Genomic DNA, 15,661 nt, shown 5'->3' on the forward strand with positions numbered 1-15,661 from the left:
GGCGGGTGCCTGACGGTCCGCACTCGATCATGGAGTGCCCGACGGCTGTCCCCTCGCCGGGACCGAGCGCTCCGGCTGCCCCCTCTCCCGGGATCGCGCCGCTCACTCCTCGCGGTGCTGGCTCCGGATCCGGGCGGCCACCTCGTTCTGTTCGGTCTCCCACCAGGGCCGTACCCGTTCGGGAGCGGGCGCCCGGCCGTGCTGCGAGGCGGGCGGCGCGGCGGCGGCGAGTTCCGCGTCGAGGCGGCGGTCGAGGGCGGCGGTCTGCGCCCGCTCCGCGCGCGCCCACTGGTACAGCAGCGCGAGCAGGAAGGGCAGGGCGACCAGTTCGGCGATGCTCAGCATGGCGCCGCCGCCGATCTGCTGGTCGTGCTGGACGTCCGGGGACCAGGCCGGCGCGTGGTGCAGGTACCAGTCGCCCGCGATCAGCGTGCCGTGCGTCATCACCACCACCCCGGGCACCGCGTCGACGACGCCGTCCACGAACACCAGCGCCGCCCGCACCGGGTGGGTGCACCAGGCGGGCAGCGTCTTCTCGTGGGTCAGCACCGGCACGACGAACAGGGAGCCGGCCACGAGCAGGTGCAGATACATCAGCTCGTGCAGCCAGCCCACCCGCAGGGCGGTCTCGAAGTACGGCGTGAAGTACACCGTCAGCTCGGTGCCGAGCACCAGGGCCGTACTGACCAGGGGGAACGTCAGCACGCGGACCAGGCGTCCGGTCATGGCCCGGCGCACGCGCGCGCCGGCGCCCTCCGGCAGCGCCTCGACGGCGAGCCGCAGCGGGTCGCCGAGGGCCAGGCCCAGGGGTGCGACGAGGTCGAGGAGGATGTTCTGCACGGCGGCAGGCCAGAACAGCACGTGGTCGTAGACGGCCAGGGCGGACATCGTGGCCACCACCAGCGCGCCGAGTCCGAGCAGCGCGAACGCGATCACCCGGACCGGCGGCCAGGGCATGCCCCGCCGGCGCAGTCGCGCGACGCCCCAGCCGTAGAGCGCGCCGAGGGCGACGACCAGCAGCAGCGCGGGGACGTCCAGCTGCCACGTGGACAGCAGACGCCCCACGGTCAGCTCAGGGAGCCCGCCGGCCGACAGTCCGGTCATCGCGTGACCACCCATGCAGATCGTCCTCCTTCGACTCGAGACGGAAGAACCCGCTCGGATCCGTGCGGGGACGACGCTAGTCCCCGGCGCCCCGACGGCGGGCATCGGGGTGGCGCACGGCGGGGTGGAATCAGGGGGGCCGAGGGGGACGGGTGGACGTACGGCCGTGCCCACGCATCCGGTCCGGACATGGCCCGGGGCGCGCCGCCACGGCCCGTACGGATGGGCGCGGGCTCGCCCGAAGACGGCTCGCTGCGGGATGCCGGCCGCCGCGGAAGGTCCGGTGCGGGCGCCGGGGCCGGGCCCCTCCGGTGCGTGCGGCGGCTCCGGACAAGGGACAGCCCCGGCCGGCGAGGACGCCGCCCGGGGCTGACTCCCTGCTGTCGGTGCGGTGCATCACCGCACGGGAGTTCAGTGGTGCCGGCCGCGCACGTGGTCGCCCTGGTGGAGGTGACCGGCTCCCTCGTGGCGGTAGCCGGTGTCGTGCCGGTCGATCCGGCGGTGGCTGCGGCCCCAGGAGACGGTGTCGACGAGGCGGCCACGGTCGTTGCGCAGGACCGCGGTGTCGGCGTTCACGTCCCACACGCGCGCGTGGCGGTCCTGGTACAGGTCGGTCCTGGTGTCCCGGCCGACGCCGGTGTGCACGCGGACCGTGGCCCGGCCCCGGAGCAGCACGTGGTGGAAGGTGTAGGTGTGGCCGTCCCGGTCGGACAGCGTCCAGCCGTCCAGGTTCAGCGCCCGGCGGGAGTCGTTCGTGATGTCCACCCACTGGCTGTTCAGCGCGCGGTTGGAACGGTCGTCGCGGATGAGCCAGGCGTGCTGCACACCGCTGATGAACACTCCTTCGCGATGCATACGGCCCGGCAGGTGACCGGCAGCGGCGGCCGGGAGGGCCGTGGCGCCCACCATGGCGGCGGCCACGGCGGCGGCTGCGGTCATACGGCGGACGGAAGAAGAAACGGACACTAGGTCCCCCTTCGCGAGATGCGCGAGTCAGCGGCCGGTCGGCCGCACAGCCACACCCTGCAAGCTACGTCCGGTTTTGTGAGGAAAACGCGCATGCCATTACGGATCCTGCAACATTCCATAACTCTCGCATGCAATGTTCATTTAACTCATGAAGGCGCTGATTTGACGCCGTATCGGCAGAGTTTTCCTTGGAAACGCGAGCCTGAGGCAACCAATCGCCAGCTCCCGCCACCCACCGGCCTCTCGTGCGCCCACTCGAAAGTGGGTAACAAGGGCTACGCCGACCGGAGCAGCCGCACGAGGGCGCGGGGATCAGCGCGCGGGGAGCGCCGGGTCTGTGCGGCGCGCACCGCGTCGTCGTGCCGGCCGGCAGGAGCGCGGAGCAGAGGCGGCGGGCGACGTGTCGGGCGAGTTCGGACCGGTGCAGACCGTCCACGGACAGCAGCAGGACAGGCCGCGCGGCCGGTTCGGGGGTGCCTGGCGGCGGGTGCCGCCGCGCCCGCCGTGACGGCTCCAGGACGTCGTTCCACCGGTGGCAGAGCGTCGTCGGGCTTTTTGCGGAGCAGACGGCGTCAAGGATGCTTCGCGTAGTTGTAGACCGTCGCCCGGGACACTCCCAGCAGGTCCGCGATGGTCTTGGCGGCGTCGCGGGAGTCGAAGTAGCCGTCGCGCTGCAACTGCCGAACGAGCGCCTTCTTGTCCTTCCGGCTCAACGACCGGGGTGTCGCGGCGAGCTTCGCGGCGTGGGCCTCCACCGCCTGGCGCAGTTCGCGCGCGGTGCGGTCCCGCAGGGTCTCCAGGGGCTGCTCGCGGGGCCCGGTGTCCGTGGCCACCAGGTTGGCCAAGGTGCGGGTGACCGGTGACAGCACGGACACGTCGAGGTTCAGGCAGAGGGCGGCGATGTACTCCCCCGCGGCGTTCCTGATGCCGATGGACGTGCTCTTCGCCGGGCGGCCGTCCGGGAAGCGGTTGGGGTAGTTCTGGAGGACGCTCGGGTAACCGGGGTCCTCGATGCGGGCCAGGCCCAGTTCCGTGGTGGAGTCACCGACCTGTCGGCCGGAGAGGTTGTTCTCGATGACCCGGATCGCGTGGTCCGGGTTCCGCAGGTCGTGCAACACCACCTCGCACAACCCCGGGAACATGCGCCCCAGCGCCACGGCGATCTTCTCGGCCTCGCGGATGAGGTGCTCGTCGTCCACTGGGGCCCTCCGAGAAGTACCTTGGATCAGTTGTCCACCTTTGGATGGAAAGTCTAGATGAGTCGCCGTGATTGTCCAGCGACCCCGTGGGAGGTGCGTGGACAGCGCCGTGGGCTTCGCGGTCGTCGTGCAGACGACGGCCGGGCCGACCGGCGGCCTGCCCCCTGCTCCGGGACAGGCCGGCGGTCGACCGGCGATGCCGCGCTACAGCGCGCGTTCCAGGCGGTCCGCCATCAGCTTCACGAAGCGGGCGGGGTCCTTCGGCCGGCCGCCCTCGGCGAGCACCGCCAGGCCGTGCAGGAGTTCCGCCGTCCCGGTGAGCTCCGTGCGGTCCTCCTGCTCCTTGTACGCCTGGTTGAGGCCCTTCACCAACTGGTGGTCCGGGTTGAGCTCCAGGATCCGCCGGGCGCGGGGCACCTCCTGGCCCATCGCCCGGTACATGTCCTCCAGCGCCGGTGTCAGGTCGCTCGCGTCGGAGACGACGCAGGCCGGGGAGACGGTGAGGCGGGAGGACAGACGCACCTCCTTGATGTCCTCCTCCAGTTGCTCCTTCATCCAGCCGAGCAGCCCGGCGTACTCCTCCGTCTGCTTCTCCCGCGCCTCGTCGGCCGTGGTGTCGTCGTCCTGGGTGTCGAGGTCGATCTGCCCCTTGGCGACGGACCGCAGTTTCTTGCCCTCGTACTCGCCGACCGCGTCGGTCCACACCTCGTCGACGGCATCGGTGAGCAGCAGCACCTCGATGCCCCGGTCACGGAACGCCTCCATGTGCGGGGAGTTCTCGATGCTCTGCCGGGACTCGCCGGTGAGGTAGTAGACGTCGTCCTGACCGTCCTTCATCCGCTCCACGTAACCCCCCAGCGTGGTCGGCTCGGTGTCGTGGTGCGTGCTCGCGAAGGAGGCGAGGGCGAGGATGGCGTCCCGGTTCTCCGGGTCGGTGACCAGGCCCTCCTTCAGGACGGTGCCGAACTCCCGCCAGAACGTGGCGTACCGCTCCGGGTCCCTGGTCATCATCTCCTTGACCGTGGACAGGACCTTCTTCGTCAGCCGTCGCCGCATCATCTCGATGTGGCGGTCCTGCTGGAGGATCTCGCGGGACACGTTGAGCGAGAGGTCGGCCGCGTCGACGACGCCCTTGACGAAGCGGAGGTACGGCGGCAGCAGCGCCTCGCAGTCGTCCATGATGAACACCCGCTTGACGTACAGCTGCACACCGCGCTTGAAGTCCCGCGTGAACAGGTCGTAGGGGGCGTGTGCGGGGACGAACAGCAGGGCCTGGAACTCGAAGGTGCCCTCCGCCTGCAGCCGGATCGTCTCCAGCGGATCACGCCAGTCATGCGCGATGTGCTTGTACAGCTCGTGGTACTCGTCGTCGGACACCTCGTCGCGCGACCGCGCCCACAGCGCCTTCATCGAGTTGAGCGTCTCGGGCTCGGGCGCCTCGTCCCCGTCCCCGGAGGCTTCGGGCACCATCCGGACGGGCCAGGTGATGAAGTCCGAGTACCGCTTGACGATCTCTCTGATCTTCCAGGGGGAGGTGTAGTCGTGGAGCTGGTTCTCGGGGTCGGCGGGCTTGAGGTGGAGGGTGACCGAGGTGCCCTGCGGCGCGTCGTCGACCGGCTCCAGCGTGTACGTGTCCTCGCCGCGCGAGGTCCAGCGGGTGCCCCTGCTCTCGCCGGCCCGCCGGGTCACGAGGGTGACCTCGTCCGCCACCATGAATCCGGAGTAGAACCCGACGCCGAACTGGCCGATGAGCCCCTCCTCCCCGGCGGCGTCCTTGGCCTCCCTCAGCTCCTTCAGGAACTGTGCGGTGCCGGAGTTGGCGATCGTGCCGATGAGCTGCCCGACCTCGTCGTACGACATCCCGATGCCGTTGTCCCGCACGGTGAGGGTGCGGGCGTCCTTGTCGATGTCGATCTCGATGTGCAGGTCGGACACATCGGCGTCCAGCGTGTCGTCCCGCAGCTTCTCCAGACGCAGCTTGTCCAGCGCGTCGGAGGCGTTGGAGACGAGCTCCCGCAGGAAGACGTCCTTGTTCGAGTAGACCGAGTGGATCATCAGCTGCAGCAGCTGACGGGCCTCTACCTGAAACTCCAGCGTTTCGGCCGGCATGTTCGCGAATACCTCACAAGTACTGTCGCCTGTACTGACGGCAGACACTTTGGCGTGCTCCCCTGCCCAAAGTCCAGGGACGACGGCCTGGGTCGTCCGGCCCTTGCCGAGGCTTCCTGCTTCGCCTCGCCGCGCGGACACGTGTAGCCGTCTTGGACCGGCACACCCTCGGGGACGACACCGTCGGCCTTGCCGAGTCCCCCACTGTGCTCTCGGAGCCCACCACGCTGTTCACGGCGCAATGTACGACGGCGATGCGGCCGGCGACGACACGGAGGGCCGGGGAAGGCGCGGGGTGAGGGGAGGATGCGGCGGACGGCGGGGCGACCGAGGGCGTCGCGCCCTCGGAGACTCGGGCTGTGGTGATCACTGCCACGACCGCCGTGAGGCCGACGGCAAGCGGCCGGCGAATCCGGTGGGTCGTTGTGCGTGCTGATGGTGCGGGCCGGCGCTTGCCGCCGGTCAAGGAAGCGCGGCGTTGCCGCCGAGTACGCGTTTTCCGATACGCCGACGATATGTGCCGGCTTGTAGCATCAAATACATGCGCGTGTTGATTGTCGAGGACGAACCCTATATGGCGGAAGCGATCCGCGACGGCCTGCGCCTGGAGGCGATCGCGGCCGACATCGCAGGTGACGGTGACACCGCTCTGGAACTGCTGAGCGTCAACATCTACGACATCGCCGTCCTCGACCGTGACATTCCCGGGCCTTCCGGTGATGAGATCGCCAAACACATCGTCGCGTCGGGAAGCGGCATGCCGATCCTCATGCTCACAGCGGCCGACCGTCTCGACGACAAGGCCTCCGGTTTTGGACTCGGCGCCGACGACTATCTCACCAAGCCTTTCGAACTTCAGGAACTCGCGCTCAGACTCAGAGCACTCGACCGCAGACGTGCCCACAACAGGCCGCCCGTGCGGGAGATCGCAGGACTGCGGCTGGACCCGTTCCGCCGCGAGGTCCACCGGGACGGCCGCTACGTCGGGCTCACCCGGAAGCAGTTCGCCGTACTCGAAGTGCTTGTCGCCGCCGAAGGCGGTGTCGTCAGCGCCGAGGAACTCCTGGAACGCGCGTGGGACGAGAACGCCGACCCGTTCACCAACGCCGTGCGCATCACCGTTTCGGCACTGCGCAAGCGTCTCGGCGAACCCTGGGTCATCGCCACCGTGCCAGGCGCCGGCTACCGCATCGACACCCAGCCGCAGGCCGGAGACGAGGGACCGGACCGTGGATAGAGCGCCGGGTCTGAGCGTTCGCCTCAAACTCACCCTCAGCTACGCCGGGTTCCTCATGCTGGCCGGCGTCCTGCTGCTCGCAGCGGTGTGGGCGTTCCTCCTGCGTTATGTCCCCGACCGTGCGATGCTGATCGACCCCGATGACAGACTCACGAACGGAGTCTTTCCCGTCCGGTCCGCCCTCCAGGGGGTTTTCGCTCCGAGGGCAGCCGCGGTACTGGCTTTTCTGCTGGTCTTCGGTCTCCTGGGAGGGTGGATCCTGGCCGGGCGCATGCTCGCCCCCCTGACCCGCATCACGGACGCCACACGCGCGGCCACGACCGGAGCACTCTCGCACCGAATCCGGCTACCCGGCCGCAAGGACGAGTTCCGCGAACTCGCCGACGCCGTCGACACGATGCTCGCCCGTCTCGAAGCACACGTCGCCGAACAGCAGAGATTCGCAGCCAACGCCTCTCACGAGCTGCGCACGCCGCTGGCGATCTCGAAGACACTTCTCGATGTGGCCCGCACCGATCCGAGCCGCGCCACCGGCGAACTCGTCGACCGCCTGCACGCCGTCAACGCCCGAGCGATCGCCCTCACCGACGCGCTGCTCCTGCTGAGCCGCGCCGACCAGCGGGCCTTCGCCCGAGAAGACGTCGACCTGTCCCTCATGGCGGAAGAAGCCACCGAAACACTCCTCCCGCTAGCGGAAAGGCACGGCGTCACCATCGAGACCTGCGGCGACGCCACTCCCACGGTCGGATCGCAAGCGCTCCTGCTGCAGCTGACCACGAACCTCGTGCACAACGCGATCGTCCACAACCTGCCTGAGGGGGGCACCGTGTGGGTCAGCACCGGCGTCCGCCCCGGAACGGCGGTCCTCACCGTCGAGAACACCGGCGAGATACTCGGCCCGGAGCTGGTCTCGACACTCACCGAACCATTCCACCGCGGCACCGAGCGCGTTCGCACCGACCATGCGGGCATCGGCCTCGGCCTGGCCATCGTCAACACCATCGCCCATGCGCACGACGGAACGCTCACTCTCACGCCGCGCGCCGCAGGCGGGATCCGCATCTCGGTGGAACTACCGGCGGCGGCCCGGCACACCGGCAGGTGACGGATCTCCTCCCGCGCTCCGGCCGCCCCGCTGCCTGCACGCACGCCTCGCCGCGGAGCCGCATCCCAGATGTGAAGATCACAACAGGCTTGGACGCCGGAATCCACGGGTGCTGCGGGCACGCGGGCCGGGCCTGTGCCGCCTCGAAGCTCGCGCGGCCGTGGCGCCCTCGTACACCCTGTCGCCCAGGCCGGCCCGGACGGCACCCACCGCGTGTTTCCCGCGTCGCAGCAGCTCGAGCAACGGGATTTCCGCGCTCTTGCCGCTCGCCGCGGACCCGACGGATGTGGCGCCGGCGGTCGTTCAGCCGTCGGTGCGGGTGTCGGTGAGGGCTGCCGCGATCTGGTGGCGGCCCCTGATGCCGAGTTTGCGGTAGACGCTGGTCAGGTGGAACTCGACGGTGCGCTGGGTGAGGAACAGAGCCTCCGCGATCTCCCGGTTGGTGGCTCCCGCGGCGGCGCGCTCGGCCACCTGACGCTCGCCGCCGCTGAGGGACTCGGCGGGCGAGGTGGTGCCGCGCCGCAGCCGGCCGCGCGCGGCGGCGAGGACCGGCCGCACCTCGTCGAGCAGCAGTCTGTCCCCGCACAGGACCGCCGCGTCGATGGAGCGGTGCAGCCGGGTCCGGGCGCCCTGGGCGTCGCCGCGGTCGAACAGGCGTCGGCCGAGGAGGTATTCGGCGCGGGCGTGCTCCAGTCGGGCGGGGCTTCTGCCCAGCAGGTCGGCGGCCTCGGTCAGGTGGCCGAGTCCGGTGTCGCCCGGGGTGAGGACACCGCGCGCCAGGGCCAGCATGCCGCGCGCCCGGACGGTCCCCCACCGGTCGACCGGCGCCGCGACGCGCTCGACGACGGCGTGCCCCTCGTGCTCGCGGCCGAGCCGGGCCAGCAGCTGGGCGGCGTCGAACCACCAAGGCGCCAGCACGGGGTTGCCGATGCCGGCCGCGGCGAGACTGGCGCCGCAGCGCAGCAGGTCGTCCAGCGCGCCTTCGAGATCGCCCAGGGCTTCCCGAGTGCGGGCGCGGGTCATCAGGTAGGTGTGGTACTCGAGGGTGAACTGCTCCAGCCGGGGCCGCTGGATCCCGTCCAGGAGCCGGCGTGCCTTCTCCGGTTCGCCGCGCCGCACATGGACGGCGGCGAGGGCGCACTGCGGGGAGACCGAGGTCGGCATCCGCAGCTCCCGGTCGAACAGGTCGTGGGCGAACTGCGCGTCGGACAGGGCCTGGGTGACGTTCCCGGCCCACAGGTGCAGCTGGGCGCGGGTGGTGGAGACGAGGGCGCACTGCCAGGCCTCGCCGCGGGCCTGGGCCTGGGCGAGGAGCGTGCTCAGCGCGGCGAGGACGGGGTCTGTCTCGTCCGCCAGGTACAGGGTGAGGGAGGCGCCGAGTGCTCCCCAGCCGCCCCGGGGGCCGTCGCCGAGGCGCAGGACGCGTTCGGCGGCGGGCACCAGCTCGGCGGCGGGCCGGCCCTCCAGGGTGCGCAGGGCGCACAGCATGCCCAGCAGCAGCCGTTCTTCCGGTGTCTCGCCGGGCGGGGGCATGTGGTCGCTGAAGCGGCGGCTCACCCGGGCGACGGTGGACGTCTCGTCGAGGCCGGAGATCAGCACCATGGCCTCCACGCGGGCGCGCAGGGCCTGGTCGGCGGGGGACGTGCCGAGGTCCCCGGCGGTCACGTCGAGGGTCTCGTTGACGAGGTCGAAGGCGCGCAGTGAGTTGTGGGCGCCGAGCGAGGTGACGCCGTACTGCAGGACCAGCCGGCAGCGGGTGCGGGGGTCGGCCGGCAGGGACAGCGCGTGTTCGAGATGGTGCAGGGCGGCGCCGGGCGCGACGTGCGCGAAGACCCTGGCCGAGTGGGACAGCAGGTCCAGGTCGTCGGGGACGTGGCGCAGGGCGCGGGTCAGGTACTGGCCGGCGGTGGCGGGCGCGCCTCGCAGTTCGGCGCCGAGGGCGGCGGAGCGCAGGGCGGTGACCATCCAGGGCTCGGGGCTGGCCGGGAGCAGCATGAGCTGGACGGCGACCTCCTCGACGGGGCGCCCGGCCTCGTCGAGGAGCCGGGCGGCGCGCTCGTGCAGCGCGGCGCGCTCGGCGGGCCGCAGGGTCTGCAGGACCGCCTCGCGGATGAGGTCGTGCCGGTAGGCGAGCGCGTCCGGCCGCAGCAGCCCGGCGGCACGCAGGTCCTCGACGACGCGCTGGGCGGGCTCGGGCTGGGTGCCGGCGAGGGCGGCGACCGTGTCGACGGTCTCCTCCTCCAGTACGGCCACGGCCCGTGCCACGGCGAGCCGTTCGGCGGTGAGCCGGTCGATCTGGAAGCGGGCGATCAGGCCGAGGCCGGCCTGCTCGTCGGCCTCGTCGCCGGGCCCGGTGAGCGGGTCGCGTTCCTTCCACCGCCCGGCCAGCAGGTGCACGAGGAAGGGGGTGCCGCCGGTGATGCGCATGCAGGTGTCGACGAGTGCGGCGTCGGGCCGGCCGCCGAGAGCGTGGGCGAGGAGGTCGCCCACGGCTTCCTCGCCGAGCGGGTGGACGTCGAGGGTGAGGCAGGAGGGGCCGTCGGCCATCTCCTCCAGCGCGGCGGGCAGCGCCTCCTCGGCCTCGGTGCGCAGGGTGAGGAGCAGTACGACCGGCAGGTCCTCGGCACGGCGCAGCAGAAAGCCGAGCCAGCGCAACGACGCCTCGTCGCACCACTGCAGGTCGTCGACGGCGAGGACGACCGGGCGCTCGGCGGCGAGTCCCGCGGTGAGCCAGTACAGGCCCTGCATCACGGCGTAGAGGTCGGCGGGGGCGGCGTCGGCGGTGCGGCCCGGGGTCAGGGCGGGCAGGGCGAGCCGGGCACTGCCGCGCAGCAGCGGGTGGCCCGCGGTGTTGCCCTCGGTCAGGTGCAGCGGCGCGAACAGGGACCGTACGACCTCGTAGGCGCCGCTGCCGCTCTCCGGGCACTTGGCGGTGAGCACGCAGGCGTCGTCGCCTGCCAGTTGCTCGGTCGCGGCGTCGATCGCGGCGCTGATCAGCCGGGTCTTGCCGATGCCGGCGGGGCCGCGCAGCAGCACCGCCCGGCCGGTCCCCTTGATCTGCTCCCGGATGAGGGAGAGTTCCGCGTCCCGGCCGACGAGCCGCGGCGGGGCCTCGCCGCCTGTTGTCTCTCCGCTTCCGACGCTGAACAGGGCCACCGCGACTCCTAACACCGCCCAGCGGAACACGGCAGGGGCGCCGGTCCGTTCGTGGGCTTCATCGATGGGGGGTTGTTGCGGGAGGCGGGTCACGGGACGCGCCTCATGGGTGCGGTCGGTTCCTCGCGCCCCGGCGGGCCGACCCCCCGCCCCGGCCGTCGCGTCGGTGGACGGCGGGCCAAGGCGAGCGGGGGCGCGCGGGGAGGAACGCAGCCGGGTCAGAACCGCGTTGTCCCGCTGGTCGCCGGGGTCGCGCGATCACCGTACCAGGGCTGGTACGGACCGCCACCGGCTCCGCCGCGCGGGCCGCGACACCACCGCTCTCGAATTCGGGCACCGGTGGCGCCGATTCGAGCACGGCAGTACGGCAGCGGGCGGGGCGCCCGCCGTGCCGGCCGGTCGGGCCGGAGGGAGGAGGCGGTGGGGCCAGGGGTGCCGACCAGGTTCTTCCTCGGCTCCGGTCGGTCGGACCGCGAGATGGGGAGCGGGTTTCCGGTGCGATGGGCGGGTGCGCCGATTCGGGCACGGACAGGGGGTGTTCGGGCACATGCGTGCTGGTCGTGGTCGAGCGTGGACCGGGGGCGCCGGGACATGGTCCGGTGGGTTCGGGCAGACGGCGCCGGGGTTTCAGGTGCATGGGCCGTGGTGGGGCTCGTGGGCCTGAGGCAGCTGCGGGGGCCCGGTGGGGCGCATGGGTCTGAGTCGACCGTCAGGACCGGCGAGTTGGGTGCGCGGGCCTGGGCCAGGCGTGTGGGCCTGGGCTTGGGGCGCGCGCCGGTGGGGGTGGTGAGTGTGCGGGCGCCCTGAGGTCGGCTGCACGGGCGGGGGTTGGGCCCGTGGGCGAGGGCGGCTACGCGTTCCGGAGCGGGCGCGCGGGCTGACGCGTTCGAGGGGGCGAGGGTGATCGCGCTCGAGGAGGGCGAGGATGGTCGCTTTCCCGGAAGGGAGGTGATCGTTTTGCCGGAGGGGAGGGTGATCGCGATCGGGGGGCGCGGGGATCGCGTTCTCGCAAGGCGAGGGTGGTCGCGTTCGAGGGGCGAGGGTGGTCGCCTCGGGCCGGCAACCGAAGGGGTGGGGCTGCGGCCGGGCTCCTCGCCGGGTCTCCGGAGCGTCGGGGTGGTGCGCCGGGGCGGGGCTTCGGTCCGGTCGGTGGCGTCGGGGTGGGAGCCGGTGGTCCGGGGTGAGGCCCGCGGGTGCGGACGGTGTCAGAAGGCCGCCGCGGCGACGCGCCGGGGCGGAGGGAATCCGGGGAGCGGCTGGTGCTTGCGGGCGGCGGGCGTGTCGTGACCGGCGCGGCGGGCGCTGCGCCGGAGGCGGGTCACGGCGACGACGGCGAGGGCCGCGCGCAGGGTGGCGAGGCCGCGCAGGCCCTCGGGGCGCTGACCGGTGAGCAGGGCGATCCGCTGGAGCCGGCGGTCGAGGGTGTTGCGGTGGATGCCCAGGCGCAGACAGGCGCGATGACGCACTCCGTCCGCGGCGATGAGGGCGGCGAGGGTGTCCCAGAGCACGGGGTGTTCGTGCAGCGGTTCGACCATGCGCACGAGGCGTTCGGAGACGGCGGGGGTGGCCGCGGCGCCGTACTCGACGAGGACGTCGTCGAGTACGTACACGCCGGGCGGGGAGCCGAGCGCCAGGAGGGTGGCGCAGATGCCGTCGACGATCGACAGCCCGCTCTCGTCGGGCAGTTCCCGCGCGTCGGCGCGTCCGGTGCGGGGGTCCTGCGGGTGGACGGCGATCCACACGTCGCCCGGGAGGTCCGGGTGGGCGGCCCGGGCCAGCGCGACGGCCGCCTGCTGGTCGGTGGCGCCGAGCAGCACGTGGACGCCTTCGGACGAGCCGAGCGTCGTGGTGACCGCGTGGCCCCGGAAGGCCCGCTCGATGTCGGCGCGGGTACAGGACGGCGCGCGGACGCCGAGCACCGCGCAGGCGCCGGGGGCGGAGTGCGAGCCGGCCGCCGGGGCGGGAGGCGCCTGCCGCGGCGGTTCGGGGACGGCGTCCGCGCCGATCTCGAAGAAGCCGCAGCTCAGTTCCCGGCCGACTCGGCGGCCCGCGTCGCCGAGCCGCAGCACGGTGACCTCGTATCCGAGGGAGTCCTGCTCCTGGCCGCTGACGGTGCAGCGGTCGATGAGCGTGCGCGTCATCGTGCGCAGCATGGCGAGCAGGTCGTCCACGGATCCGCCGTGCCGCGCCCATGCGCGGCCCTCCGCGCGGATCCGGGCCGCGCTCTCGGTGCTCCAGTCCCCCTGGCCGGACACGACCTCGGTCAGGGCGGAGAAGATCTCCCACTTCACTCTGCGCCGAGCTTCGTCGGCGTCGTCGTTCCCAGGGGCCCCTTCGGCCGGGAAGAGCAGGTCAGGCTCGGTTTTCGCCGCCGCGTATGTCCTCATGTCCGGTCAGCAAAGACCACGAACATCAAAGGTGCATCAAAGCTCGCTCAGAGAGCGATCGGAATTCTGAGCCGCCCGATCACCCCTGTGCCATCATGACCACAACGGCAAGTGGTCTCTGTCTCCTTCGACTCGGCGGCGGATATCGGGAGCAGATATCGGCGGCGCAGGTCCGAACTCACTCCGATGGTGCGACACACACGATGACCAGAAGTGACACGTCCGCGAAGTCCACGGTGCTCGTCGTGGAGGACGAGTCCAGCATCGCCTCCATGCTCACCATGGCGCTCCAGTTCATGGGATTCGAGGTGGTCACCGCGGCGTGCGGGTCCGAGGCCCTCGGCCGCGCCGCCCGGCACGCCCCGGACGTGATCCTGCTGGACGTCGTGCTGCCCGACATGGACGGCTTCGAGGTCTGCCGGCGGTTGCGGGACACCGGCGTCCACACGCCCGTACTGTTCGTGACCGCGCGGGACGCCGTCTCCGACAAGATCCGCGGCCTGGAACTCGCCGACGACTACGTGACCAAGCCGTTCGACCTCAACGAAGTGGTGGCGCGGATACGTGCCGTGATGCGCCGCGGCCGTGAGACAGCGCCGTCCAACAGCCGCAGGCTGCACGCCGGTTGGGTGGAGCTGGACCGCGACACCCGGGAGGTGTGGCGGCACGGCCAGCCGGTGCAGCTGTCGTCGACGGAGTTCGCGCTGCTGCGGTACCTGCTGGAGAACGCCGACCAGGTCATCTCCAAGGCGCAGATGCTGGACAACGTGTGGAGTTACGACTTCCAGGGCGAGTCAGGCATCGTGGAGACGTACATCTACTATCTGCGCCGCAAACTCGGGGACACCGACCAGACTCTCATCCACACCGTTCGCGGAGCGGGCTATCTCGTGCGCACCAGCCCTCCCTCGCACATCACGGAGGGCTGAACCCGTGCCCACCGCCACCGGCGCGCCGGACCGCAGCGGGGCGGCGCGGACCCGCCCCGCGCTCAGGCCGAAGTCCCGCAGACTCAGACGGGCCCTCCTGGCCCTCACCGCCCTCGGCGTGCTCGGCACGGAGGGCTGCTGCGCGCTGCCCCTCTCCGACCGGTCGCCGGACCACACCGACGGGCAGCCCGTGTCCACGGCCGCGTCGGCGCCGGCCCACACAGGGCACGGAGAGGGTGTGGTGCGGACGGTGCGGCTCCGGGCCGGTGCCGCGTCGGCGACCGTCGGGTGGACTCCGGGCGAAGCCGCGGACGCCATCAGGCAGTTGGACACCGGCCGAGCCGTGGCGAACGCGGGTGCCCAAGGAACGGTACGGGTCTCCGTTGCCCGGACTCCGGTCGACGCCCGCACGACCCCGATTGACGCCCGAACGACCGCCTTGGACGCGGAGTCCGGAGAACAGACGGCGCTGTGTCCCGTGGTGCGGGCCGAACTCGTCGTCGGCGTGCCGGTGGTGGCCCTGCTCGCGCTCGGGGCCCTGTGGTGCAGCCGGCGCACCCTGCTGCCCATCCGGGAGATGAACCGCACCGCCCGCCGGATCGCGGAGGCCAGCGACGAGCCGTCCGAGCGGCTCCCCTCGGTCCCGCGACCGCCGCGGGAACTGCAGTGCACGGCCGACACGCTCAACTATTTGCTGCGACGCATCGAGGAGGGGGCCGTGCGGCGCAAGCAGGTGGAGCTGCGGCTGCACGAACTGGTCGGCGCGGCCAGCCATGAACTGCGCACCCCGCTGACCACCATCACCGGGTACACCCAACTGGCCCGGATCGGGGCGCTGGACGACCCGGGCCGGCTCGACCACGCGATGGAACAGGTCCAGCGCGAGATCCACCGCATGAACCGCCTGGTGGAGGATCTGCTGCTGCTCGCCCGGCTGAGCCAGGGCGGGATGCTCGAACGACGTCCGGTGGACCTGGCCCAGGTGTGCGCCGACGTGGTGGCCCGGGCCCAGTCCCGCGGCGCCCGGCTCGCGCTGCGCTGTGTGACCCAGTCCCCGAGCCATCCGGTGGAGGGGGACCGTCAGCGGCTGGAGCAGGTGATCGGCCACCTCGTCTCCAACGTGCTGGTCCACACGCCCGAGAACACCTCGGCCGAGGTACGGCTGCGGCTGGACGGCGATCGTCAGGTCATCGACGTGGTGGACGAAGGCCCGGGCGTTCCCGAGGCGGCCCGGGAGCACGTCTTCGAGCCGTTCTTCCGCGCGGAGAACACCCCGTCGGCGACGGACGGCGATCCCTGCCGGGGGCGCGGACTGGGGCTGAGCGTGGCCGCGGCGGTGGTGAAGGCGCACGGCGGCACCATCGCCCTGCGGCCGTCCGAGCGGGGGGCGTGGTTCCAGGTCGCGCTGCCCGCGCTCGACGAGCGAGCCCGGGCCGAGACCGCCTCGGTGGCGCGCGCCGCCCTCT

10 protein-coding genes are annotated in these 15,661 nt (G+C 72.0%); 4 read left to right on the top strand and 6 right to left on the bottom strand.

The window, feature by feature from the left end; genetic code table 11:
* Positions 1-102 precede the first annotated feature (102 nt).
* From AC5WRT_RS31320 to htpG, 4 genes are all read right to left on the bottom strand, one after another.
* A complete protein-coding gene (locus AC5WRT_RS31320; RefSeq protein WP_496100825.1) occupies positions 103-1,119 on the bottom strand; it encodes a cytochrome c oxidase assembly protein in 1,017 nt (338 codons plus the stop codon).
* A gap of 396 nt (positions 1,120-1,515) precedes the next feature.
* The gene (locus tag AC5WRT_RS31325) at positions 1,516-2,043 is read right to left on the bottom strand and encodes a lamin tail domain-containing protein (RefSeq protein WP_496097491.1); all 528 of its coding nucleotides are present in this window, start codon (positions 2,041-2,043) and stop codon (positions 1,516-1,518) included.
* A gap of 602 nt (positions 2,044-2,645) precedes the next feature.
* A complete protein-coding gene (locus tag AC5WRT_RS31330; protein WP_496097492.1) occupies positions 2,646-3,272 on the bottom strand; it encodes a helix-turn-helix transcriptional regulator in 627 nt (208 codons plus the stop codon).
* 204 nt (positions 3,273-3,476) lie between these two features.
* The gene (gene htpG / locus AC5WRT_RS31335) at positions 3,477-5,381 is read right to left on the bottom strand and encodes a molecular chaperone HtpG (protein WP_496097493.1); all 1,905 of its coding nucleotides are present in this window, start codon (positions 5,379-5,381) and stop codon (positions 3,477-3,479) included.
* Between the two features lie 541 nt (positions 5,382-5,922).
* Between htpG and AC5WRT_RS31340 the strand changes: the two genes are divergently transcribed.
* Both AC5WRT_RS31340 and AC5WRT_RS31345 read left to right on the top strand, forming a co-directional pair.
* Positions 5,923-6,618, top strand: a complete 696-nt coding sequence (locus AC5WRT_RS31340; protein WP_496097494.1) for a response regulator transcription factor — start codon at positions 5,923-5,925, stop codon at positions 6,616-6,618.
* Positions 6,611-7,723 carry a sensor histidine kinase gene (locus tag AC5WRT_RS31345; RefSeq protein ID WP_496100826.1) on the top strand — a complete coding sequence of 371 codons (1,113 nt, stop codon included), beginning with the start codon at positions 6,611-6,613 and terminating at the stop codon, positions 7,721-7,723. The genes AC5WRT_RS31340 and AC5WRT_RS31345 overlap by 8 nt, the downstream gene beginning before the upstream one ends.
* 303 nt (positions 7,724-8,026) lie before the next feature.
* On the opposite strand, the gene AC5WRT_RS31350 is transcribed toward AC5WRT_RS31345, so the two are convergent.
* Complete coding sequence (locus AC5WRT_RS31350) at positions 8,027-10,879, bottom strand: ATP-binding protein (protein WP_496100827.1); 2,853 nt, start codon at positions 10,877-10,879, stop codon at positions 8,027-8,029.
* Between the two features lie 1,205 nt (positions 10,880-12,084).
* The gene (locus AC5WRT_RS31355; protein WP_496097497.1) at positions 12,085-13,266 is read right to left on the bottom strand and encodes a helix-turn-helix domain-containing protein; all 1,182 of its coding nucleotides are present in this window, start codon (positions 13,264-13,266) and stop codon (positions 12,085-12,087) included.
* A 203-nt stretch (positions 13,267-13,469) separates the two neighbouring features.
* On the opposite strand from AC5WRT_RS31355, the gene AC5WRT_RS31360 reads away from it, so the two are divergent.
* Positions 13,470-14,195, top strand: coding sequence for a response regulator transcription factor (locus tag AC5WRT_RS31360; RefSeq protein WP_496097498.1), 726 nt, complete (start codon positions 13,470-13,472; stop codon positions 14,193-14,195).
* Positions 14,196-14,199: 4 nt separating this feature from the next.
* The coding region (locus AC5WRT_RS31365; protein WP_496097499.1) for a sensor histidine kinase at positions 14,200-15,661 on the top strand (1,462 nt) is incomplete at its 3' end.

This window comes from Streptomyces sp. NTD91, assembly GCF_059510455.1.